24 protein-coding genes are annotated in these 21,542 nt (G+C 47.5%); 8 read left to right on the top strand and 16 right to left on the bottom strand.

The window, feature by feature from the left end:
• Nucleotides 1–334: 334 nt before the first annotated feature.
• Entirely contained in the window at nucleotides 335–1,507 is a 1,173-nt protein-coding gene (locus KNO78_RS13445) for a substrate-binding domain-containing protein (protein WP_214691501.1), read from the bottom strand.
• Between the two features lie 39 nt (nucleotides 1,508–1,546).
• Entirely contained in the window at nucleotides 1,547–2,419 is an 873-nt protein-coding gene (locus tag KNO78_RS13440; protein ID WP_078147894.1) for a nucleotidyltransferase-like protein, read from the bottom strand.
• 169 nt (nucleotides 2,420–2,588) lie between these two features.
• Here KNO78_RS13440 and KNO78_RS13435 point away from each other — a divergent pair, with 169 nt between their 5' ends.
• Nucleotides 2,589–2,948 (top strand): YgzB family protein, encoded by a 360-nt coding sequence (locus KNO78_RS13435; RefSeq protein WP_031421140.1) that lies wholly within the window; start codon nucleotides 2,589–2,591, stop codon nucleotides 2,946–2,948.
• A 36-nt stretch (nucleotides 2,949–2,984) separates the two neighbouring features.
• Here the strand turns inward: KNO78_RS13435 and perR are convergent, their stop codons facing one another.
• Nucleotides 2,985–3,416, bottom strand: a complete 432-nt coding sequence (perR, locus tag KNO78_RS13430) for a peroxide-responsive transcriptional repressor PerR (RefSeq protein WP_031421138.1) — start codon at nucleotides 3,414–3,416, stop codon at nucleotides 2,985–2,987.
• A gap of 191 nt (nucleotides 3,417–3,607) precedes the next feature.
• Between perR and KNO78_RS13425 the strand changes: the two genes are divergently transcribed.
• The 3 genes from KNO78_RS13425 to KNO78_RS13415 all read left to right on the top strand — a co-directional run bounded on the left by KNO78_RS13425 (nucleotide 3,608) and on the right by KNO78_RS13415 (nucleotide 6,705).
• Nucleotides 3,608–4,906 (top strand): glutamate-1-semialdehyde 2,1-aminomutase, encoded by a 1,299-nt coding sequence (locus KNO78_RS13425; protein ID WP_214691500.1) that lies wholly within the window; start codon nucleotides 3,608–3,610, stop codon nucleotides 4,904–4,906.
• Between the two features lie 117 nt (nucleotides 4,907–5,023).
• The gene (locus KNO78_RS13420) at nucleotides 5,024–6,256 is read left to right on the top strand and encodes an MFS transporter (protein ID WP_214691499.1); all 1,233 of its coding nucleotides are present in this window, start codon (nucleotides 5,024–5,026) and stop codon (nucleotides 6,254–6,256) included.
• Nucleotides 6,257–6,309: 53 nt separating this feature from the next.
• Nucleotides 6,310–6,705, top strand: a complete 396-nt coding sequence (locus KNO78_RS13415; RefSeq protein ID WP_147538432.1) for a thiol-disulfide oxidoreductase DCC family protein — start codon at nucleotides 6,310–6,312, stop codon at nucleotides 6,703–6,705.
• Nucleotides 6,706–6,739: 34 nt separating this feature from the next.
• Here the strand turns inward: KNO78_RS13415 and KNO78_RS13410 are convergent, their stop codons facing one another.
• From KNO78_RS13410 to mutY, 4 genes are all read right to left on the bottom strand, one after another.
• Nucleotides 6,740–8,488 carry an ABC transporter ATP-binding protein gene (locus tag KNO78_RS13410; RefSeq protein ID WP_214691498.1) on the bottom strand — a complete coding sequence of 583 codons (1,749 nt, stop codon included), beginning with the start codon at nucleotides 8,486–8,488 and terminating at the stop codon, nucleotides 6,740–6,742.
• Between the two features lie 39 nt (nucleotides 8,489–8,527).
• Nucleotides 8,528–9,070, bottom strand: a complete 543-nt coding sequence (gene ntdP / locus KNO78_RS13405; RefSeq protein ID WP_015880896.1) for a nucleoside tri-diphosphate phosphatase — start codon at nucleotides 9,068–9,070, stop codon at nucleotides 8,528–8,530.
• 89 nt (nucleotides 9,071–9,159) lie between these two features.
• Nucleotides 9,160–9,585 (bottom strand): hypothetical protein, encoded by a 426-nt coding sequence (locus KNO78_RS13400; protein WP_214691497.1) that lies wholly within the window; start codon nucleotides 9,583–9,585, stop codon nucleotides 9,160–9,162.
• Nucleotides 9,572–10,606 (bottom strand): A/G-specific adenine glycosylase, encoded by a 1,035-nt coding sequence (gene mutY, locus KNO78_RS13395; RefSeq protein WP_214691496.1) that lies wholly within the window; start codon nucleotides 10,604–10,606, stop codon nucleotides 9,572–9,574. The genes KNO78_RS13400 and mutY overlap by 14 nt, the downstream gene beginning before the upstream one ends.
• 88 nt (nucleotides 10,607–10,694) lie before the next feature.
• On the opposite strand from mutY, the gene KNO78_RS13390 reads away from it, so the two are divergent.
• A complete protein-coding gene (locus KNO78_RS13390; RefSeq protein ID WP_015880893.1) occupies nucleotides 10,695–11,678 on the top strand; it encodes a metal-dependent hydrolase in 984 nt (327 codons plus the stop codon).
• Between the two features lie 26 nt (nucleotides 11,679–11,704).
• Here KNO78_RS13390 and KNO78_RS13385 read toward each other — a convergent pair whose 3' ends face one another.
• Nucleotides 11,705–12,238, bottom strand: a complete 534-nt coding sequence (locus KNO78_RS13385) for a YceI family protein (protein WP_159563587.1) — start codon at nucleotides 12,236–12,238, stop codon at nucleotides 11,705–11,707.
• A 220-nt stretch (nucleotides 12,239–12,458) separates the two neighbouring features.
• Between KNO78_RS13385 and adh the strand changes: the two genes are divergently transcribed.
• The 3 genes from adh (at nucleotide 12,459) to KNO78_RS13370 (ending at nucleotide 15,189) form a co-directional block, all read left to right on the top strand.
• Nucleotides 12,459–13,979, top strand: a complete 1,521-nt coding sequence (gene adh / locus KNO78_RS13380; protein WP_074037701.1) for an aldehyde dehydrogenase — start codon at nucleotides 12,459–12,461, stop codon at nucleotides 13,977–13,979.
• A 1-nt stretch (nucleotide 13,980) separates the two neighbouring features.
• A complete protein-coding gene (locus KNO78_RS13375; protein WP_015880890.1) occupies nucleotides 13,981–14,343 on the top strand; it encodes a DUF779 domain-containing protein in 363 nt (120 codons plus the stop codon).
• Nucleotides 14,344–14,463: 120 nt separating this feature from the next.
• Nucleotides 14,464–15,189: a nuclease-related domain-containing protein gene (locus KNO78_RS13370; protein WP_214691495.1), complete on the top strand. Its 726-nt coding sequence runs from the start codon at nucleotides 14,464–14,466 to the stop codon at nucleotides 15,187–15,189.
• Between the two features lie 41 nt (nucleotides 15,190–15,230).
• On the opposite strand, the gene KNO78_RS13365 is transcribed toward KNO78_RS13370, so the two are convergent.
• From KNO78_RS13365 to KNO78_RS13330, 8 genes are all read right to left on the bottom strand, one after another.
• Nucleotides 15,231–16,301, bottom strand: a complete 1,071-nt coding sequence (locus tag KNO78_RS13365) for an ABC transporter substrate-binding protein (protein ID WP_214691494.1) — start codon at nucleotides 16,299–16,301, stop codon at nucleotides 15,231–15,233.
• Nucleotides 16,298–17,092, bottom strand: a complete 795-nt coding sequence (locus tag KNO78_RS13360; RefSeq protein ID WP_047795862.1) for an ABC transporter permease — start codon at nucleotides 17,090–17,092, stop codon at nucleotides 16,298–16,300. Before KNO78_RS13360 ends, KNO78_RS13365 begins: the two co-directional genes overlap by 4 nt.
• Nucleotides 17,089–17,910 (bottom strand): ABC transporter permease, encoded by an 822-nt coding sequence (locus KNO78_RS13355; protein WP_214691493.1) that lies wholly within the window; start codon nucleotides 17,908–17,910, stop codon nucleotides 17,089–17,091. The genes KNO78_RS13360 and KNO78_RS13355 overlap by 4 nt, the downstream gene beginning before the upstream one ends.
• Nucleotides 17,897–19,003 (bottom strand): ABC transporter ATP-binding protein, encoded by a 1,107-nt coding sequence (locus KNO78_RS13350; RefSeq protein ID WP_074037705.1) that lies wholly within the window; start codon nucleotides 19,001–19,003, stop codon nucleotides 17,897–17,899. The genes KNO78_RS13355 and KNO78_RS13350 overlap by 14 nt, the downstream gene beginning before the upstream one ends.
• Nucleotides 19,004–19,024: 21 nt before the next feature.
• A complete protein-coding gene (locus KNO78_RS13345; RefSeq protein ID WP_031421116.1) occupies nucleotides 19,025–19,564 on the bottom strand; it encodes a helix-turn-helix domain-containing protein in 540 nt (179 codons plus the stop codon).
• 150 nt (nucleotides 19,565–19,714) lie between these two features.
• Nucleotides 19,715–19,984: a YfhJ family protein gene (locus KNO78_RS13340; protein ID WP_015880883.1), complete on the bottom strand. Its 270-nt coding sequence runs from the start codon at nucleotides 19,982–19,984 to the stop codon at nucleotides 19,715–19,717.
• Nucleotides 19,981–20,295: a YfhH family protein gene (locus KNO78_RS13335; protein ID WP_015880882.1), complete on the bottom strand. Its 315-nt coding sequence runs from the start codon at nucleotides 20,293–20,295 to the stop codon at nucleotides 19,981–19,983. The genes KNO78_RS13340 and KNO78_RS13335 overlap by 4 nt, the downstream gene beginning before the upstream one ends.
• 68 nt (nucleotides 20,296–20,363) lie before the next feature.
• Nucleotides 20,364–21,542, bottom strand: coding sequence for an RtcB family protein (locus KNO78_RS13330; RefSeq protein ID WP_074037706.1), 1,179 nt, complete (start codon nucleotides 21,540–21,542; stop codon nucleotides 20,364–20,366).

Genomic DNA, 21,542 nt, shown 5'->3' with positions numbered 1-21,542 from the left:
CGTCCTGAGCCAGGATCAAACTCTCCAAAGAATTTGATATAGCTCTTAAATTGACGAAGCTTGCGCTTCATTCAAAAATTGTAAAACTTATTTTTGCCTCATCGTTCAGTTTTCAAAGTTCGTCTGCCGCTCTTGGCGACTTCATTAATCTATCACGTTTTGATTGTTTTCGTCAACAACTTTTTCACAAATTGTTTTTCTGAAATAATCTTTTGCCGTGACAACGTTTATAACTATAATCTCTATTTACCACTTCGTCAATACAAAAAACAATAAAAATTAAAAAAGATTTACTTCCCATCAACATGATGAAAAGTAAACCTTCTGCTTTGTATTAATCGAGACGGACATAGCCCGTCTTCTCAACTAACGTCTGCCCATCCTCGCTTTCGAGCCATTTTAGAAATTCTTCATATCGCTCTGCCTTCTCTTCCGTAGTCACCGCATAAAATTCAGAAGCCAGTGGATACGATCCATCCTGAATCGTTTCAACGGTCGGTTCGATTCCATCTATACGAAGTAACTTGATTTCATGGTCATGCACCATTTCTGTCGCATAGTATCTAAATGAAAATCCAATCGCATTTTTATGGTTCCGATACGATGAAGTTTGTTGAATGATTCCACCCATCCCTTCAGGAACATCTTCTACCGGCGCCTCCATGAGCTTTTGTTCGCCCATCATCTTTTGTAACGCCGTTTGACTGCCACTATCCTCCGGTCGTTGAAAAGCACGAATGGATTCCGAGTCCCCTCCGACCTCTTCCCAATTCCGAATGTCTCCTGAATAAATCCCCCGAACTTGTTCCATCGTCAAAGAATCGACCGGGTTATCTTCATGGACGAAGAACACAAATGCTTCCCTTCCAATCGCCGTCATATGTAAAGAAACGTTTTTTTGTTTCGCAACCTTCAATTGACGGTCAGATGGACCAGCGACGAAAATCAAGTCGGTCTGATCGTTCATCAGTCGGCTGTACGCTTCCGGTGTTGTCGTCGACACGACTTTACTCGTTTGATCATTATATGGATCATACGTTTCCGAGTCCGGATAGACTGCTTCCACGAATGAAGCGTACATCGGATAGAGCGCTGTCGCTCCATCTAATCGCGGCAAACCTTCCTCAAACTTCACCGAAGCCTCGTGATCGAGTCTCGCCAATTGTTCTGAATCCGTGAACGGCTGATAATCCATCAACTCCACACCGCGTTCCTCAATCTTCAAACTATCTTGATACATATAATATCCTTTCACAGAAGCGAAGAGGATAGCACCGACTAACGCACCCCAGCCGAGAACTTTTCGAATCTTTTGTTTTGAAAAGGACGAAAAATCATAGAGTCCCATACATATGATTAGTAGAACGGCCATATACCATATCGTCCAAATAATCGGTCGCCCAAGTGTGATGGGGTCTCCCATCGTAAAAAGGGCGACAAAGACAGAAATCACAATCGTGACAAATAAAATAAAGACGGTTCCCACGCTAAATTTCAATAGTTTCATATAACTGATTTTCTCCTCATTGTTCCTATGAAAGGGAAGTTAAGCAATCTCATAAAGCACTGCCTCTACCCCGACCCCTTTCGTCGGTCTCGTGACCGTTCGAACATACCCTTTTTTCACTAAAAAACCAATGATGCTTCCAAGGTCGACACGGAGCTCATTCAAATTCGGATGTTCCATCAATTCTGAGAACGTCCACGCTCCGCCTTTCTCCTGCATCGTCTGAAGTAATAACAACGTCCCCGGCAACACTTTCGATTGAATCAAATGTTCCATGCCAATGACGACAAGGTGGATGCGCTGTTCAAGCGATTCTTGTCCTCCGACCAATTCATCGTGCAGCTTATAAATTTCGAGGTCAATGGCTCGTACCTGTTCCCACAATACGATTTCCGGATGAATCCCCGCCTCAAGAATCGAGAGGCGTGCCAGGTGAGTGAGCGCATGATGAATCTGAGTGAAGGCGTCTTGGAACTCCCCTTCTAAAAATAGATAACGTCCGTCTTCAAACCGACGCAACAACTTTGCGAAAGAGATTGAGAGTTGTAAACGTTGTTCCCGATTCGTTAAATTACGGTTGCGCTGTCGTAACTCTAAAATGTACTCATTTCGTTCGAACAAGACGATTCCGTCTTCAATCCAATGAATGGCTCGCCGATTTTCATTCAAGACAATCCACCGATCCATCATCGAGTCACTGACTACGTGCAGGACAATTTTTTCTTGACCGACCTGATAGTGTTTCACCGTCCAAAACGGTTCTGGTTTTGCTTCAATCACAATGAGCAGGCGATCCGATTGATCCGTCAACGGATCACGTGCCCGCTTTTTCTTCACTTCAATAATCCCGAGTGTCGTTTTTAATGCAGCATATTCTGAGTAAATGGTGCGAGTCGCATATTCCATCGTCATCTGGACCCCTTCTCTCCCAATCGCAAGTTGACTATATATGACGATTGTCATTTTCGATACGAACCAATTTCGCCCTCTTTTCAAAAAACTCCTGCCGAAAAAGTGCAGGAACTTCTCACTCGTTTGAAGATGAGCTATGATAGAGACAGACTATTGGAGGGATTCACTCATGAAAAAACGGGGGAACAAAATCAACCGCGCACGTAATATAGCATTACTTCTTATCTTCGGTGGGATCGGGGTCATGTATCTCGGCCTTCTCGCCAAATCCATCACCTGGCTCATGATTATTTTCATGCTTCTCGGATTTGTCATGGTACTTGCGAGCTCTGCCCTTTACTTCATCGTCGGGATGGCCTCGACAAAAGCCATCATCGTGACTTGTCCGAACTGTGAAAAAGAGACGAAGATGCTCGGACGCGTCGACTTATGTATGCATTGCGACGAACCGCTCACAATCGACCGCTCACTTGAAGGTAAAGAGTTCGATGAGAAATACAACAAACGTCAGTCACAACAAACGGACTAACACAAAAACCACATCCGACTGCTCGGATGTGGTTTTTTAATGTGTTTGCGATTGTTCAGACTGACAAGACGGGCACGTTCCGTACACTTCAAGACGGTGACGATCAACTTTGAATCCAGTCAATTGAGATGCAACCGATTCGATTTCATCTAATACAGGATAGTTAAAGTCGACGACTTTTCCACACGTGTCACAGATGATGTGATAGTGCTTCGACGTCACAAAGTCAAAACGACTCGAGGCGTCCCCATAGTTCATTTCTTGAACAAGACCTACCTCTTTAAAGACGCGCAAGTTGTTGTATACAGTGGCCACACTCATGTTCGGAAACCGTGCGGCTAGTGCCTTATAAATGTCATCCGCAGTCGGGTGACTGTGCTCCGTGACGAGGTACTCCAAAATGGCCTGGCGCTGAGGCGTCATTCTGACTCCATGTTCCCGGAGCGACTGAACAGCATGGTCAAGCATTTCGCTTCCCACGTCAATCCCTCATTTCTTCTATAAAATTCATGCGAAATAGTTTTGAACATTAACTTATTTCTTACATAGTAATCTTTATAAATAGTGTACTGATTTCTCAACTACTCGTCAAACACTGAGCTTAAGCGGTTGACGGCTATGTTACAATAAGTGCGAATTTGAATAAGGAGGCAATACATATGACTACTTCATCAACTCGTCAGTCATCTGATGCATTGTACCAAGATGCACTCACTCATATCGTCGGAGGTGTCAACAGTCCGTCCCGCTCATTCAAAGCGGTCGGTGGCGGTGCTCCTGTATATATGGAACGCGGCGAAGGCGCCTATTTCTATGATGTAGACGGGAATCGCTACATCGATTATTTGGCAGCGTACGGTCCAATCATTACCGGTCACGCCCATCCCCATATTCATGAAGCGCTCGTCAATGCTTCTTTAAAAGGCTTACTTTACGGGACACCTCATCGTCTCGAAGTCGAGTTTGCGAAGAAACTAAAACAAGCCATCCCTTCGATGGATAAAGTACGATTCACGAACTCGGGGACGGAAGCCGTCATGACGACAGTACGAGTCGCCCGTGCTTACACCGGTCGTGAACTCGTTGTGAAATTCAGCGGTTGTTATCACGGTCATTCGGATCTCATGCTGATTGCGGCAGGTAGTGGTCCAGCGACACTCGGTTCTCCGGACTCTGCAGGTGTGACAAAAGCCACTGCCAAAGAAGTCATCACCGTCCCGTTCAACGACGTCGAAGCGTATCGCGAGATGATGAAAGAATGGGGAGACCAGGTCGCATGTGTCCTCGTCGAACCGATTGTCGGGAACTTCGGAATCGTCGAACCGAAGCCAGGTTTCCTCCAAGCTGTCAATGACATCACACATGAACACGGCGCACTCGTCATCTATGATGAGGTCATCACGGCGTTCCGTTTCACATACGGAAGTGCCCAACAAGTGTATGGCATCGAACCGGATATGACAGCGCTCGGTAAGATTATCGGTGGCGGTCTACCAATCGGTGCTTACGGGGGCAAGGCTGAAATCATGGAGACGGTCGCTCCACTCGGACCTGCATATCAAGCCGGCACGATGGCCGGTAACCCTGCCTCGATGGCGACAGGAATCGCTTGCCTTGAAGTGCTCGAGCAACCTGGTGTCTATGAGAAATTAGACGTACTCGGTGCAAAACTGGAAGCTGGCATCCGCGAGGCGGCAGAAAAGCATGACATTACCATCACGCTCAACCGCTTGAAGGGGGCACTCACCGTTTACTTCACGGATGAAATCGTCACCGACTATGAAGGTGCGGAAAAGTCAGATGGTGAGAAGTTCGGACGTTTCTTCAAGTTGATGCTGGAGAATGGCGTGAACTTGGCTCCATCGAAATATGAGGCCTGGTTCTTGACGACAGAGCATACGGAACAAGATATCGAAGAGACGATCGAAGCGGTCCACCGCTCGTTTGCTCAATTGTAAGAGAGGGAGATGCGCGAGCATCTCTTTTTTTTGTAAAAGGGGACATCTTTAAAAAAAGTGTCTCTTTTTATCATGTACCGTCCCCCATTACAGTAGAACCAAGGAGGTGCTCACCATATGAAATTTAAAGATTTTCCATTAAATGTCCGTTTACGACTCGTTTGCGGATTTTGTATTCGAATCGTCGGATCAGCCATTTTCCCATTCATGGCACTCTATTTCTCAGAAGAGTTGGGGAAAGTCCCCGCTGGAATCATCATGACCTCATTCGTTATCGTCGGTTACTTGACCGGTCTATTCGGTGGGTACTTTTCCGATCGGTTCAATCGGAAGGTTGTCTTACAAATTGGCCAGGTGATTCAAATCATCTGTTTTCTTGGGATGACCATCGCCATTCACCCATCGAATAACTGGGCACTCGTCGTCGCCATCCTCTACTTCGGACATGCCGTTTCGAACGGATTGAACTATCCGGCACTTGAGGCAATCGTCATCGACTCCATGGAAGAATCGAATCGAAAAGCCATCTACGTGTATGACTACTGGCTCGTCAACTTGGCTATCGCCGGAGGCGTCATGCTCGGCGGTACCTTCTATCGCGACCATCGTTTTGCCCTCTTCATTGGTATGACGGTCATTCTCACTGTGACCACCATCGTCCTTCAACGCTATTTGGTCGACACATACACCGGCAATCGTTCAACACCGTCAAACCCGATTCATGGCGTCATCGAAAACTACAAAATCGCGTTACGTGACCGCCGTTGGATCACATTCGTATTTGGAAGTATGCTCGTCTATTCGACCGAGTTTCATATGGCGAACTACATCGGTGTCCATTTAGCAGAGTCATTCGAAAGTCGTCAAATTCTCGGGATACCTTTTGACGGGGTACGGATGATGGCGTTTATGCAACTAGAGAACACCTTGCTCGTCGTCGCCATCACGTTTGCGGTCACCGCTTTCGTCAAACGTTTCAAAGAGAAGACCGTGTTTTTCATTGGCTTATCGTTATATATCACAGCATACGCCGCCATTACCTCGATGAACTCCTTTATCGTCCTGGCCACACTCGCAATCATCTTCACAATCGGCGAACTCCTCTACTCTCCGATTCGGCAAGTGAAACAGGTTGACCTCCTCGATCCTGAACGCCGGGCTTCCTACCTTGCGTTCGGCGGGCTCACATTCCATGGAGCCAAGTTGGTTGCTGCGGCAGGAATTGTCGTCGGCGCGTTCATCGGTCCGGTCTTGATGAGCGGTTACATGTTTGTCTTCGGTGCCCTCGGTGCTTACTTGTATTATGTATCGCTCTACAAGATGCAACCTGCTCGCCAACTCGCTGCTTGACGTTTAACATGAAGACAAAACGGTAAAACAGTACGATGAAGGAGGCGAAGTACTTGCCTGCGATTGTTTTATTTGATGGCGATTGCAACTTCTGTGATGCCAGTGTTCAGTTCATCATTCGTCATGATCGACACGCCTCGATTCACTTTGCTTCGCTCCAAAGCGAGGTCGGTCAGTCGCTCCGAACACGACACCGGATCCCGGAATCAGTCGACAGCATCGTCTATATTGAGGAAGGGGTTCCTTACTTAAAATCAGACGCTGCGATTCGAATTGCCGAACACCTTGATGGCCGTTGGCGCCTGCTTCGACTCATTCGTTTCATACCTAGACCGATTCGTGATCATGGATATACGTTGTTCGCCAAATATCGGACACGTCTATTTGGAAAGAAGGAAGTGTGCACACTCCCTTCACCAGATGTTCGTAAACGATTTTTAGACCGCTAAAAAAGTCGAGCCCATAGGGACTCGACTTTTTTCATTATTCAACTACGGCTAAATCTTGAATCATATACAGGTCGTAATACGCCCCGCGACGACGCATCAGCTCTTCATGCGTACCCGTCTCCATGATTTGACCGTTATCCACGACGACGATTTGATCGGCGTCCGTAATGGTCGACAAACGGTGGGCAACGATTAACGTCGTCCGCCCTTTCGTCAGACGGGCCAACGAGTCTTGAATCATCGCTTCACTTTCTAAATCAAGCGCACTCGTCGCCTCGTCTAAAATCAAGATTGGTGGATTCTTCAAAAAGACACGTGCAATCGCAAGCCGTTGCTTCTGTCCACCAGACAGTTTGACACCTTTCTCCCCGACCGGTGTCGCATACCCGTCCTGTAATTTCGAGATAAACTCATGGGCGTTCGCCGCCTTGGCCGCCGCGATGACTTCTTCATCCGTCGCATCCGGTTTCCCCATCCGAATATTCATGGCGACCGATTCGCTGAAGAGGACCGAATCCTGCATGACCATTCCGATTTGATCACGAAGTGCACGTAATTTGAAATCACGCACATCGACGCCGTCGATTTTGATGCTTCCATCCGTCACGTCATAGAAACGCGGAATCAAACTGACGAGTGTCGACTTCCCTCCACCGGACATTCCGACAAACGCCACGCGTTCACCAGAGCGGATTTGAAGGTTCACATCGTTCAACGCTCGTGCCCCGTCCTGTTCATACGAAAAGCTCACATGCTCAAGGTCGATTTTACCTGCTGTCGACAACGGGACGAACCCGTTCGGTTTCTCTTCGATATCATATGTTTCATCCAAAAACTCAAAGACACGGTCCATCGAAGCGACCGACTGCGTGAGTGTCGTCGCCGAGTTGACGAGACGACCGAGCGGCGCATAGAGTCGGTCGATATACGCGATGAACGCGACGAGCGTCCCGAGCGATACCGCTTCTTGAATGACGAGCCACGATGCCGTCGTGAAGATGAGGATCGGCGCGATGTCGGTGATGGTCGATACGACGACATACGTCTTGGCGTTCCAACTCGTATGTTTGAGTGCCGCGTTCAAGAAGCCACCGTTCTGTTGTTCGAACGCCTTGTTCTCATATGGCTCTAGCGCAAAACTCCGAATGACCGCCATCCCGTTGACGCGCTCTGTCAAATGACCTTGTAGGTCAGCGAGTGCCGCCGACCGTTCACGCGTCAAACGACGCAACCGTCCATAGAAATAGCGGACTGCGATCGCATAAAACGGAAGTGGTAAAATCGCAATCAGCGTGAGTTGCGGGTCAATCGTATACATGATCCCGATGGCGATAAGAATGGTGACCATGTCGAGCCAAATATTCATCAGACCGGTGATGACGAAGTCTTTCGTCTGTTCGACGTCGTTGATGATCCGTGAAATGATTTGTCCCGTCTTATTGTTTGAATAATAGCGGAGTGACAACTTCTGGACGTGGTCGAATAACCGGTTCCGCACATCGAACAAGACACGCGTCGCGGCCCACTGCGCCAAATATTGACGCAAGTATTCGATCGGTGGCTTGAGGACCAAGAAGACGAAGAAAACGATGCTGAACAACCAGACGAGCGTCGTGTAGTCCTGCCTCGGCGCGTCGTCCGTCAAATAGTTATCGATGACATATTTATAAAGTAACGGTAATCCGAGCGGGATGGAAAACTTCAAAATCCCGACGAAAATGGTAAGGGCAATTTGTTTCTTATACGGACGAACAAACTGCAAATAACGTTTAATACTACCCATAATGCCTCCTGACTTAAGAAAAAAAGCGGAGATGAGGAATCATCTCCGGTAACGTGCTTCGTATTCGCGATACCATTCATCGACGAATGTTGGGTTGAACGGCCCTTTCCGTCCTCGAATCCAGTTGATCAGTTCTTGCACGTTCTGCTTCAAGATTCGATCAATCGCTTTCGGATAATTCATCTCGCGACGATGCCGCTCATATTCATCTTCATCTAAAATCGTGTACGACATATCCGGGAACACCTTGATGTCCAAATCGTAATCGATATATTTGATGGCACGTTCATCCCCATCAAATGTAGTCGGCGAACCTAGATTACAGTAGTAGTAAATCCCGTCTTCGCGAATCATACAGATGACATTGAACCAATACTCAGATGAAAAGTAGCAAATTGCCGGCTCTCGCGTTCTCCATTGCCGACCGTCTGACTCGCTGACCATGATGCGATCATTGAATCCGATCATATCCGTTTTTGACGACTGAAGGACGAGCGTTTCTTCCCAAACGCGATGCAAAGTTCCGTTGTGCTTGTAGCTCTGTATCTCGATTTTGCTACCTGCTTTGGGAAATAAGCTCATAAGCTCCTCCTTTCCGCTATGATGCTATACAATTCTCATATTTAATTATAGCGACTTTCAGAACCAATGAAAAAGGAAATCTCTTATTTTCATGAATTTAGTGTTTTTTGGAAGGCCCGCGTCCGTTCTTGGAACATCGGACGAAGCACGAAATACTCGACGAGTATGTTCGGAACATAGCTATCGAATGTCACTTCGTCGATCATGACCGCCTTGCCATCACGCGACTCGACCCGGTGCACATGTGTGAACCGCTTGAACGGAAACGGTAACGTCTTTCCTTGATCGCAGAATGCCTGGTTTCCCACAACGGTGATGGCACTGTTCCACGGCAGTTCCACCGGACCGACCCCAACGAACAACTTCACTTCATTCCCTTCGACCGAGGCGCCGTCCCCCACTAAGCGTACTTTAGGAAACTTCGTCAGTTTCGTCAAAAGCGAGGCATCCTGTAACAAATCCCAAAGCGAATCGACCGTCGTATCATATGTCGACTCTACATCAAATCGTCTCACGTTCGCCACCTGCCAATCGTTCTAATTTTTGTTGAGCAACAGAAACCGTCTTCACCTCGCGTTCCGAAGCGTCTAGCCAGACGACGTCATCCGTCGGAAGCGTATCGACACGATATAAATCGATATACCAAACGATATGAGAGAAGACATGCTTCACTTGCCCGAGATACGTTCCGTTAAGTTGTTCCCCCGTTCCTCGATCCATAAGCGGATATTGCCACATCCCAGCGAGCAATCCTTTGTCCGGTCGTTGTTCATATGCGATTTTTCTGTCTTTCTCGATGCATAGCGCGTCATACATTTCGACACGTGCTGCTCCCTTCTTCGTTTTGACCGGTAGCTCATCTTGTACATGATGCGCATATGCATAACAAGTGTCTTGCACGGGACAGAGCGAGCACATCGGATTTTTCGGTGTGCAGACCGTAGCACCCAACTCCATCACGCCCTCGTTAAAATCGGATGCGTGAGTCGGGTCCATCAATCGACGAACGACTTGTTCGAAGATTTTGCGTGTCTTCGGCAGTGCGATGTCGTCATAGATCCCGAATTGACGGGACATGACGCGCATGACGTTTCCATCCACAGCCGGTTCCGGTTGATTGTAGGCAATCGATAGTACGGCTCCCGTCGTATATGGTCCGACCCCTTTCAGTTTCTCGAAACGTTCCTTCTCCTCCGGGACAATCCCCTCGTAAACAGAAGCGACTTCTTTGACCGCTTCGTGTAAGTTCCGGACGCGAGAATAGTACCCTAGCCCTTCCCAATACTTTACGACCTCATCCGTGTCAGCAGCTGCGAGATCTTCGAGCGTCGGAAAGCGTTCCATGAACCGGTTGTAATATGGGATGACCGTATCGACTCGTGTCTGTTGCAACATCACTTCACTTACCCACACACGGTAAGGATTTTTCGCATGACGCCAAGGTAAATCACGCTTTTCGCGATTAAACCACGTGACGAGTTCCTCGTTGAAATGGTGAATATTATAATTTGTGAACAATTTATCAAGATTAAGCATTGTGTTTCCCCTCGTTTTAAAAATATTGTATGATAAATAAGAATAGATGACGTAATTCTTTCATTATTGATGGAGGTGCTGACGCACATTGGATACTGCGACACACATTGGTATGGGACTTGGTTTAAGTGCCATCGCGACGCTCAGCCCGGAAGTGTCAGGTGATGCACAACTTTTTTTAGCGATGACAGCCACGGCTCTCGTTGGCTCGCACGCACCAGACTTCGACACCGTCTTTAAGTTAAAAGGAAATAGTACGTATTTACGCCAGCATCGTGGTCGTTCACATGGAATCACCGCGCTTCTCGCTTGGCCAATCATCGTCAGCGCTGTCATCGGGACGGTCCTCGGTGTCAATCCTGCCTCCCTATGGGTCATGGCACAAATCGCCGTGTTGCTTCATGTCACGGTCGACTTATTTAATGCCTATGGGACGCAAGCGCTACAACCTTTTTCGAAAAAATGGATCGGCTGGGGCGTAATCGGGACATTTGATCCGTACTTGTTCTCCGCTTATTACGGTGCATATGCATTATGGATGATAACGGGTGCGACTGTCCCTATTTTTGCACTGCTCATTGCGCTTGTCATCAGTTACTATGCCATTCAGTTTAAATTACGTAACCGCGCGCTCGCTACCGTGGCGAGACACTTTGCAGGGGCACATGAATTGTTCATCTCTCCAGGAATCGGTTGGGATGACTGGCATGTCGCTGTCCGTTTCCGTGATGGTCTCGGAGCCGTAAAAGTAAAAAAAGGCAAAGTCATCGAATGTGGTCGCTTCCGCGACAAACCGATGCCAGGAGAAGAAGATCTCCATTTCGTAGAGGCTCGGAAAAATGCAGACTTACAGGCGTTCCTCGAGTTTTCTAAAATTCACACGTACACCGTGACACGTCATAACGGGATGATCGAATACCGCTTTACAAACTTGCGTTATTTCTCTAAAAACATGTATCCGTTCGTTGCCGTCGTCATCGTCGACGAGCAGACGAATGACGTGTTGTCATCCTTTACAGGTTGGGTGTTTAGCGAAGACAGTCTTCAGAAAAAATTGGTATACGAACAATAAAAAGTCGCTCACCTGAGCGACTTTTCTTATGCCTCCGATTCAGTGAATTGGAGCTCGAACTCGAATTTGACTTTCTTATCGACGAGGACACCACCCGCCTCAAGCGCTTGGTTCCACGTTAATCCATAGTCCTCACGGTTGAGCGACCCTTCTCCGGAGAAGGCGTGTTTCGTGTTGCCCCATGGGTCTTTGGCGCTCCCTTCATACTCCACTTCGAACGTCTCTTCCCGAGTCGTTCCTCGAATCGTTAAATCCCCTGTCACTTCGAATTCTCCGCCCCCTTTTGAACGGAAAGAAGTTGAATGAAAGACGAGATGCGGATGTTCCTCGGCATTGAAGAAATCGCCTGAACGAAGGTGGTTATCCCGATCTGTGTTATTGGTGTCAATCGATGCTGCCTGAATCGTCACTTTCACACTCGCATTCGCTAGATCGCTCGGCTCACCGTTCGCCTTAATATCAAATTCTTCGAATTCGCCCTTCACCTTGGAAATCATCATGTGCTTGACCGTGAACGTGATCGAACTATGCGCCGGGTCAATTTGATATGTCTTAGCCATCGTGACTCACTCCTTATGGATAAATTAATGTGTACAATCTAGTCATTTCCACAAATCTTGAGTTCAAAACGTTTTTACAAAAGATTGACAAATTATTGTCGAAAAATTTTGACTTTTATCACATCATACCGTTACGATGAAAAAAGGGAGTCGTTCGCTTACTGAAAAATGTAAGCGCATACATAACTCCTCTATCTCGTATGAAAAGGGAGGAACGATCATGATTTATGAAGTACCGAACTCAGCAGGAACGAAAGTACAGTTTAAAGACCGTTATGAGAACTACATTAACGGAAAGTGGACCGCACCGGCTGGTGGAGAATACTTTGAAAACACATCTCCTGTAAATGGGAAAGTATTATGTGAAGTCGCCCGCTCAACGAAAGAGGATATTGAACTTGCTTTGGATGCCGCTCATGCAGCCAAAGAGGATTGGGGCAAAACGTCTGTCACGGAACGTTCTGTCATCTTGAATAAAATTGCAGACCGCATGGAAGAGAACCTTGAAATGCTCGCCTATGCGGAAACATGGGAAAATGGGAAGGCAGTTCGGGAAACGCTCAACGCTGACCTTCCGCTCGCCATCGACCACTTCCGTTACTTCGCAGGGGTCATCCGCTCACAAGAAGGTGGCATCAGTGAACTCGACCATGATACGGTCGCCTATCATTTCCATGAGCCACTCGGTGTCGTCGCTCAAATCATTCCGTGGAACTTCCCGATTTTGATGGCGGTCTGGAAACTCGCGCCGGCACTCGCTGCCGGAAACTGTGTCGTCTTAAAGCCGGCAGAACAAACCCCTTCTTCAATCATGGTTCTCATGGAACTCATCGAAGATTTATTACCACCTGGCGTCATCAATATCGTGAACGGTTTCGGTCTCGAAGCAGGAAAACCACTCGCATCGAGTGACCGTGTCGATAAAGTCGCCTTCACCGGTGAGACGACGACGGGCCGCCTCATTATGCAGTACGCTTCTCAAAACATCATCCCTGTCACGCTTGAGCTCGGTGGGAAGTCACCAAACATCTTCTTTGCCGACATCATGGAAGCGGATGACGATTTCTTCGACAAAGCAATCGAAGGTCTTGTCATGTTTGCCTTGAACCAAGGGGAAGTCTGTACGTGCCCATCTCGCGCCTTGATTCAAGAGTCGATTTACGACAAGTTCATGGAACGCGTGCTAGAACGCGTCAAAGCAATCAAGCTCGGCAACCCACTCGATGCCGATGTCATGATGGGTGCACAAGCGTCGAACGAACAGATGGAAAAAATCCTGTCTTATCTCCAAATCGGGAAAGAAGAGGGCGCAGAGTGTCTAATCGGTGGAGAGCGCAACATGATGGACGGAGAGCTCGCGGACGGGTATTACATTCAACCGACCATCTTCAAAGGTCATAACAAGATGCGAATCTTCCAAGAAGAGATTTTTGGACCGGTCTTATCCGTGACGACATTCAAAGATGATGCGGAAGCACTCGCCATCGCGAACGATACCCTTTACGGACTCGGGGCAGGCGTGTGGACACGAGACATGAACCGTGCATACCGCTTCGGTCGTGAAATTCAAGCAGGACGTGTCTGGATCAACTGTTACCACTCCTATCCGGCACATGCTGCATTCGGTGGTTACAAAATGTCCGGAATCGGTCGTGAGAACCATAAGATGATGCTCGGTCACTATCAACGTACGAAAAACATGCTCGTCAGCTACAGCGAACAAAAGCTCGGGTTCTTCTAAGATGGTGAGACGAGTCGAGGCCACCCCCGCCGCGCTCGAACTCATCGAACGTCTCAAATCAAAACACGGTCCCCTCCTCTTTCATCAGTCAGGAGGATGTTGTGACGGGAGCTCTCCCATGTGTTTCCCACGTGACGAGTTCATGGTGGGCGACCACGATGTTCTTCTCGGTGAAATCGGCGAGACGCCATTTTATATCCATGAGAAACAATATGATTATTGGAAACATACACAACTGATCATCGATGTCGTCGATGGTCGAGGTGGTATGTTCTCGCTTGAAGGTGTCGAAGGGAAACGTTTTTTAGGACGTTCTCGAGTCTTTACAGAAGAAGAGCGTGAGGCGCTGAAGCATGAAACATAAGCAAAAGGACCCATTTCGATGGGTCCTTTATGATGTAAAAAAACGATTATCCTTAATTGTAAAAAATATACATATGAATCATCTTGCTTCTTGTATAGTGGATACAAAGGGAGGGATTCGATGGCTTCACTACTAACAGAATTGTTCGAAGGTATTTTAATTACCTTAATCAGTCTATTCGCACCCATTTTTCTCGTCCTCACACTTATCATCCTCTACAAGGTCAAACGTTATCAAAACAGTCAGTATTCTCAACAAACTCGACATTCTTACTTCAAAGTGGTCCAAGACACCGGTCTATTCGGAGAATACTTATGTGTGGCGGAGATTGAGTCAAAGTTCTTTCAACCGTTGATTCTGACAAACCTGTATCTCCCCCATCCTTCTAAAAAAGATCGAACCACTGAGATCGATGTCATTTTAATCAACCAATCCGGGGTACATGTCATCGAGTCCAAAAACTATAGCGGTTGGATATTCGGTCGGGCACGTGACCAATACTGGACGCAGACACTCCCCCGCCGTAAAAAACACCGCTTCTTCAATCCAATCAAGCAAAATGAATTGCATCTCAAAGCCATCGAGCAAGTGCTTGGAGTGGACCGAATCCATCTCCACTCATGGATCGTGTTCAGCAATCGTTCGACGCTCAAAAAAATTGAATCTACCGAGGTCCCTGTGCTCAATCGCCAAAAATGGATCAAAGAGCTGATCACCTATCAGGACTTTGTATTCGATCTTGATGAGCAAGTCCGACTATACGAAATCTTACGCTCCTTCACACAAGTCGACACGACTGTCGCTTTGAAACATATCGAAGACATCAAGTCGACGATCAAGCAGTAAACAAACATCCCCGTACTCATGATGAGCGCGGGGATGTTTCGTCATTTACTCTGCATTTTAAAGCGTAAATACAATTCGTTATAGTAAGCGTTCATGCGCTTCCCTAGGTTTTCATACACTTCAAGGTCCTGCGTCACTTCACGAGACGGGTAGAACCGTTCATCCGATGTGACTTCTTCATCCAAGAATTCGAGAGCCGCTTCGTTCGGTGTCGAGTATCCGACATAATCCGTGTTACGTGCCGCAATCTCAGCATCTAACATAAAGTCGATGAACTGATGTGCCCCGTCCACGTTTTGTGCCGTACTTGGGATGACGAGGTTATCAAACCAGAGATTCGTGCCTTCTTCCGGAATGACATACGTCAGTTCTTCGTTCTCATACATGATTTCCGACGCATCTCCGGACCAGACGACGGCTGCCGCTGCTTCACGGTTCGCCATCAGCATTTTGATTTCGTCTCCGACGATGGCTTTGATGTTCGGCCAAAGCGTTTCCAACTTTTGCTCCGCCTCAATCAACTCATCTTTATTCGTCGTATTGAGGGAGTAACCAAGCGAGTTCAGGCCGAAGCCCATCACTTCACGTGTCCCGTCCGCAAGGAGAATGTCGTTCTCGAGCGGCATTTCCCACAGGTCGTTCCATGAAGTGATCTCACCATCGACTAGTTCAGGATTGTAGACGATCCCGACCGTGCCCCAGAAATAAGGAACCGAGTACTTGTTACCCGGGTCGAACGATTTATCGAGGAAGCGCGGATCGATATTATCAAAGTTTTCGAGTTTATCGTAATCGATTGGGAGAAGAAGATTCTCCTCTCTCATCTTACTGATCGCATAATCGGATGGAACGGCGACATCAAAGGCCGTCCCGCCTTGCTCAATTTTCGTGAGCATCGCTTCGTTCGAGTCGAACGTTTGATAAACGACCTTCAACCCGCTCTGCTCTTCGAACTCACCAATCAATTCTTCATCGATATAGTCTCCCCAGTTGTAGACGACCAGTGTGTTGTCGCCGCCGAATCCTTGCGCAGCATTCAGTTGCTGAATCCAAAGAAGGAGACCGAAGCTGACAATCAATGGCACAGCCAACATGATGACTAGTTTTTTCATCGTCTAACCTCCTTTGACCCTCGTTGCGCTAACACATAATATCCGATGACAAGGATGAGCGTGAAGAGGAACAGAATCGCAGACAACGCATTGATTTCAAGCGAGATACCTTGACGTGCCCGCGAATAGACTTCTACGGCGAGCGTCGTGAAGCCGTTCCCTGTCACAAAGAATGTGACAGCAAAGTCATCTAACGAATAGGTGAGTGCCGTGAAGAAACCGGCAAATACCCCCGGCGTGATATATGGCAGAATGACTTTCGTCAATACGTCCCACGTACTGGCCCCTAGGTCACGCGACGCATCAATCAACGTCGGACTCATCTCTTGGAGTTTTGGTAACACCAAGATGACGACAATCGGAACCGAGAAGGCGATGTGCGACAAAAGGACCGAATAAAAGCCTAACTGAATCCCTAGCATCGTGAAGAGGATCAAGAAAGACGCCCCGATGATGACGTCCGGGCTCACGATCAAGACGTTGTTCAATGATAAAAGCGACGTCTTCGTATACTTTTGTTTCGCCGTATAGATGGCGAGTGCCCCGATGACACCGAGCACGGTCGAAATCGTCGCCGAGAGCAGCGCGATGACGATCGTATTCAAGACGATGACGAGAAGTCTCGTATCTGTGAAGAGCGACTTGTACCATTCGAGGGTGAACCCTTCAAAGTTACTCATCGTTCCGCCACTGTTGAACGAGTAGAATACCAAATATAGGATTGGCGCATATAAGATGAAGAAGACGGCCGCCAAGTATAAGTTTGATAATTTGAATCGTTTACGTTTCATCGACGAACCGCTCCTTTCGCACCCCAGTCACGCGTGATGACCATGACGAGAACCATCGCCAAGATGAGGAAGACGGCAATCGTCGAGCCCATCCCCCAGTTTTGCGTGACAAGGAATTGTTGTTCAATCGCTGTACCGAGTGTGATGACTCGGTTCCCGGCGATGAGTCGGGTGATCATGAAGAGTGATAATGCCGGAATAAAGACGATTTGAATCCCCGATTTGACACCGTCAAGCGTCAACGGGAAGATGACACGTCGGAACGTCGTCCAGTTCGATGCACCTAGATCACGGGATGCGTAGACGAGTGACGGCGGTAACTTCTCAATGGCGTTGTAAATCGGCAAAATCATGAACGGGATGAAGATGTATACCGAAACGAAGACAAAACTGAAATCGGTGAATAGAATCTGTTTCGTCCCAATACCGATGGCTTCTAAAAATTGATTCGTAATCCCGTACGTCCCAAAAATTCCAAGGAACGCATACGCCTTTAACAACAAGTTAATCCATGACGGCAGCAAGATGAGTAAGAGCCAAAGCTGTTTATGCTTCGTCTTCGTCAACAAGTATGCCGTCGGATACCCGACGAGTAACGAGAAGAACGTAATGAGAAACGCATACCAGAACGACGAGAGCGTCATCGACAAATACGTCGACGTGAAGAACGTCTGATAGTTTTCTAAACTCAAATTCCCATCGATATCAAAAAAGGAATAATAGACGACGAGGACGAGTGGTGCGATGACGAACAAGGCGATCCAAATCCAATAGGTCGTCAAATATACCGTCTTTGCGGTCTGATTAGTTTGATTCATGAGGGACCTCCTCGTAGGATTCGAGACGACGGTCAAATTCTTCTTCTGTTTCACCTAGTCGCATGACGTGAATCGCTTCTTCGTCAAACGTCAATCCGATTTTTGATCCGACGATTGATTTCTTCGTCGAGTGGACGAGCCATTCGTTTCCTTCTTGGTCATAACAGCAAATCTCGTAGTGGACACCTCGGAACAATTGAGAATCGACGTCGACAACGAGTTTCGCTGCATCGACCGATGTCATCTCTAAGTCTTCCGGACGAATGATGACCTCAACTTTTTCATTGCGGTCAAATCCTTGGTCAACACAGTCAAACGTTTTACCAGCAAACGTGACGACATTGTCTTCCGGCATGACACCCGGCACGATATTGGATTCACCGATAAAGTCTGCAACGAAACGGTTGATCGGTTCATCATAAATATCAGTCGGTGTCCCACTCTGAACAATTTTCCCGTTGTTCATGACGAAAATCTCATCCGACATGGCGAGCGCCTCTTCTTGGTCGTGTGTGACGAAAATAAAGGTAATGCCAAGACGTTGCTGTAACTCACGAAGTTCATATTGCATCTCCGTACGAAGTTTCAAGTCTAAGGCAGAGAGCGGTTCATCAAGGAGAATGACCTCCGGCTCATTTACGATTGCGCGGGCGATGGCGACACGTTGGCGCTGTCCACCTGACATCTCATCGATTTCGCGCGAGCCGTATCCTTCTAAGTTAACAAACTTGAGAGCCTGCTCCACTTTCGCTTTCACATCTGCTTCTTTCAATTTTTTAATCCGGAGACCGAATGCCACATTCTCAAATACGTTTAAATGAGGAAACAGCGCATAATCTTGGAACACGGTATTCACTTGTCGTTTATTAGCCGGCACATCGTTGATTCGTTTCCCGCTGAAGTGAATACCTCCTTCGGTCGCATCGGTAAATCCGGCGATGAGACGCAAAATCGTCGTCTTCCCACATCCCGATGGACCGAGAAGCGTATAAAACTTCCCACGCTCAATCTCAAAACTAATATCTTCAAGGACGACTGTGTCGTCGTAACGCTTTGACACGTGGTCAAAGCGAATAATTGTCTCTGCATTCATGCTGTTTCCTCCTCTGTTGACTTATAAATATGAATGGGTCGCGACGATGAGACATTCGCTCTCCCCGTCGTTGTCGTTGACGAGTTGATGCGAATCCGAGGCGACATAATAAAGGGTTTCCCCTGTCTTGGCAAAATATGTGTGGTTCCCTAATTTCAAGGCGATTTTGCCGGACAAGACGTATACGAGCGTCTCCGAACGCGAAGGCTCATATTGTTTGAACTCTCCATGTTTGAAAAATGTGACAAGGATGGGCTCCATCTCTTTTTCATTCGATTCCGGGATGAGCCATTCTGTCCGATATTTGCGTTCTTCATCCGTATAGATGGTGCGATCGTCAACGGTGTACACCACTTTTTGATTCAAGTCTTCATCAAAAAACTCTTTCGGGGAACTCCCGAGGACATTCAATAAATCGAATAACGTTTCTAGTGAGGGAGAGCTTAAATCCCGCTCGATTTGAGAAATATAGCCTTTACTCAAATCGGTACGTTCCGCCAGCTCCTCTTGGGTCAACCCTTTTTTGATCCGGAGCCGCTTAATGTTTTGACCTACTTCCAACGACTGAACGCCTCCTTCTTGTTTAGTGAAACATGAGTTCAACTAAAGAAAGTTTATTTATACTATACTTTAAAACAAACTATTAGCGACCTTCATTATAACGAATTGTTGAAGAATTGCAATAAAAAAGTCACGCCCCAAGGACGTGACTCAGTGTAAGTTCCGTTTAGACATCAAATGCTTGAACTTTTCGTTTTTCGTTTGGAACAAATGGAGCTGTGCCCCATATGCATCGATCTGTTGAATGACGTATTGGAAAGCCTTTGCCTCTCCCGGATACGGTTCGCCCGCCTTGGCAAGTGAGGTCTCAAAATCTTCCCATAACACTTCGACCCACGTCACCGCTTCTGAATCGTTCAAGACGTCATTTTTCTCTTTTAGAATGACCGCAAGCCGTTCATATTGTTCGTTCCGGTTCATCGCTTCACCTCCGACAATTCTGAGAGCGGGATGGCCCGTTCTGTCATCTCGCCTTCAAACGTCCCCCAGCCCATGACGCCGTTGACGAATTTCAAGCGAAACGGACGGTCATTGTAATTGACGACATATGTTTCACCTGGACGAAACGATGATGGGTCAATCAAATAGCTTTCGGCAATCGCAATCCGTCGAAGGACGACTTCAATTTCGCTGACCATGCCCATCTGTTCAGCCTTTCGTTTCCGTTCATGTAATGCTTGAATCTCTTGCTCTAACTCATATTTCGATAAGTCACTTAACCGCTTTTCCATATCGTTCACCTCGATGTAAGCGTATCAGATTTTACGAAAAAAGAAAAAGACGAGACTGAGTACGTGACTCAGTTCGCCTTGAAGTTGTAAAGTGGCTTGATGATTTGATCGATTTGAACGGCCGGTTCGATATAACGAACAATTTCTTTCATCGACTTATACACAAATGGTGATTCATCGATTGTCGATGGGCGAACTGATGTCGACCAGACACCTTCCATCGAACGTTTGAATTCTTTGAAATCGACGCGTTTCCGCGCGGCCGACCGAGACATGATCCGACCTGCGCCGTGTGGACCCGAGAAGTTCCAGTCTGGATTCCCTTTCCCCGTACAGATGAGCGAACCGTCTCGCATGTTCATCGGAATGATGACTCGCTCTCCTTCTTGAGCGGAGATGGCCCCTTTTCGCAGGATCATCGCATCATGATCGATATAGTTATGGACGGTGTCGAATTGATCGACGATGTTCCAATTCATCGCTTCGACGATTACATCAGTCATCGCACGACGGTTCGCCGCCGCGTATTGTTGAGCGATGCGCACGTCATGCATGTAATCGTCCATATCCGCTCCCTCCACATAAGCCAGGTCTCGAAATGGTTTCCGTGACGCACGCTCTGTTTCCAGATAAGCCGAGATTTCTTGTTGTCGACCTAAGGCTTTCAAACGCTCAATTTCTTCTTTTACATCATGTGTTTCCATCATGTGTTGAATCGCTCGCTCCTGATAGTGATCGGCAATCTGCACCCCAAGATGGCGCGAACCGGAATGAATGACAAGAAACGTACGTCCCGAGTCATCTCGGTTCACTTCAATAAAGTGGTTCCCCGAGCCGAGCGACCCGACCGAGCGCAAGGCTCGGTCGAGTTTATACGGCGCTCGCACCTCTTCTAATGGAAGTTCAGATGCGTATGGATGAACCTTCTCCCGAATGTTCATCCCGCTCGGTACGAGTTCACGAATGAGGTCATCGAGTCGTTGAAAATCGATCCGCTTGGCTTTGATCTCCGTACAAAGCATCCCACACCCTAAATCGACACCGACCAGGTTTGGCACGACTTTGTCTTGAATCGTCATCGTCGTTCCAACGACCGATCCTTTCCCCGCATGCATGTCCGGCATGATCCGAATCGATGCCCCTTGTGTGAACGGTTGGTCGAGCAATGTTTCAATTTGATTCCGCGTCATATCATCGATTCGTTCGTTAAACACTTTGGCGCGGTTATATTTCCCCTTGATTTCCAT

The sequence above is a fragment of the Exiguobacterium sp. s132 genome (assembly GCF_018617235.1).
In the GTDB taxonomy this organism is placed as follows: domain Bacteria; phylum Bacillota; class Bacilli; order Exiguobacteriales; family Exiguobacteriaceae; genus Exiguobacterium; species Exiguobacterium profundum.
The sequence above is the reverse complement of the archived record's forward strand: the minus strand, read 5'-3'. Positions and strand labels throughout refer to the sequence as shown.

Bases quoted from the DNA above. Each gene is read 5' to 3' on its own strand.
- KNO78_RS13445 (WP_214691501.1), bottom strand. From the start codon at position 1,507: ATGAAACTATTGAAATTTAGCGTGGGAACCGTCTTTATTTTATTTGTC.
- KNO78_RS13440 (WP_078147894.1), bottom strand. From the start codon at position 2,419: ATGACGATGGAATATGCGACTCGCACCATTTACTCAGAATATGCTGCA.
- KNO78_RS13435 (WP_031421140.1), top strand. From the start codon at position 2,589: ATGAAAAAACGGGGGAACAAAATCAACCGCGCACGTAATATAGCATTA.
- perR (WP_031421138.1), bottom strand. From the start codon at position 3,416: ATGCTTGACCATGCTGTTCAGTCGCTCCGGGAACATGGAGTCAGAATG.
- KNO78_RS13425 (WP_214691500.1), top strand. From the start codon at position 3,608: ATGACTACTTCATCAACTCGTCAGTCATCTGATGCATTGTACCAAGAT.
- KNO78_RS13420 (WP_214691499.1), top strand. From the start codon at position 5,024: ATGAAATTTAAAGATTTTCCATTAAATGTCCGTTTACGACTCGTTTGC.
- KNO78_RS13410 (WP_214691498.1), bottom strand. From the start codon at position 8,488: ATGGGTAGTATTAAACGTTATTTGCAGTTTGTTCGTCCGTATAAGAAA.
- ntdP (WP_015880896.1), bottom strand. From the start codon at position 9,070: ATGAGCTTATTTCCCAAAGCAGGTAGCAAAATCGAGATACAGAGCTAC.
- mutY (WP_214691496.1), bottom strand. From the start codon at position 10,606: ATGCTTAATCTTGATAAATTGTTCACAAATTATAATATTCACCATTTC.
- KNO78_RS13385 (WP_159563587.1), bottom strand. From the start codon at position 12,238: ATGGCTAAGACATATCAAATTGACCCGGCGCATAGTTCGATCACGTTC.
- adh (WP_074037701.1), top strand. From the start codon at position 12,459: ATGATTTATGAAGTACCGAACTCAGCAGGAACGAAAGTACAGTTTAAA.
- KNO78_RS13375 (WP_015880890.1), top strand. From the start codon at position 13,981: ATGGTGAGACGAGTCGAGGCCACCCCCGCCGCGCTCGAACTCATCGAA.
- KNO78_RS13370 (WP_214691495.1), top strand. From the start codon at position 14,464: ATGGCTTCACTACTAACAGAATTGTTCGAAGGTATTTTAATTACCTTA.
- KNO78_RS13365 (WP_214691494.1), bottom strand. From the start codon at position 16,301: ATGAAAAAACTAGTCATCATGTTGGCTGTGCCATTGATTGTCAGCTTC.
- KNO78_RS13360 (WP_047795862.1), bottom strand. From the start codon at position 17,092: ATGAAACGTAAACGATTCAAATTATCAAACTTATACTTGGCGGCCGTC.
- KNO78_RS13355 (WP_214691493.1), bottom strand. From the start codon at position 17,910: ATGAATCAAACTAATCAGACCGCAAAGACGGTATATTTGACGACCTAT.
- KNO78_RS13350 (WP_074037705.1), bottom strand. From the start codon at position 19,003: ATGAATGCAGAGACAATTATTCGCTTTGACCACGTGTCAAAGCGTTAC.
- KNO78_RS13340 (WP_015880883.1), bottom strand. From the start codon at position 19,984: ATGAACCGGAACGAACAATATGAACGGCTTGCGGTCATTCTAAAAGAG.
- KNO78_RS13335 (WP_015880882.1), bottom strand. From the start codon at position 20,295: ATGGAAAAGCGGTTAAGTGACTTATCGAAATATGAGTTAGAGCAAGAG.
- KNO78_RS13330 (WP_074037706.1), bottom strand. From the start codon at position 21,542: ATGGAAATCAAGGGGAAATATAACCGCGCCAAAGTGTTTAACGAACGA.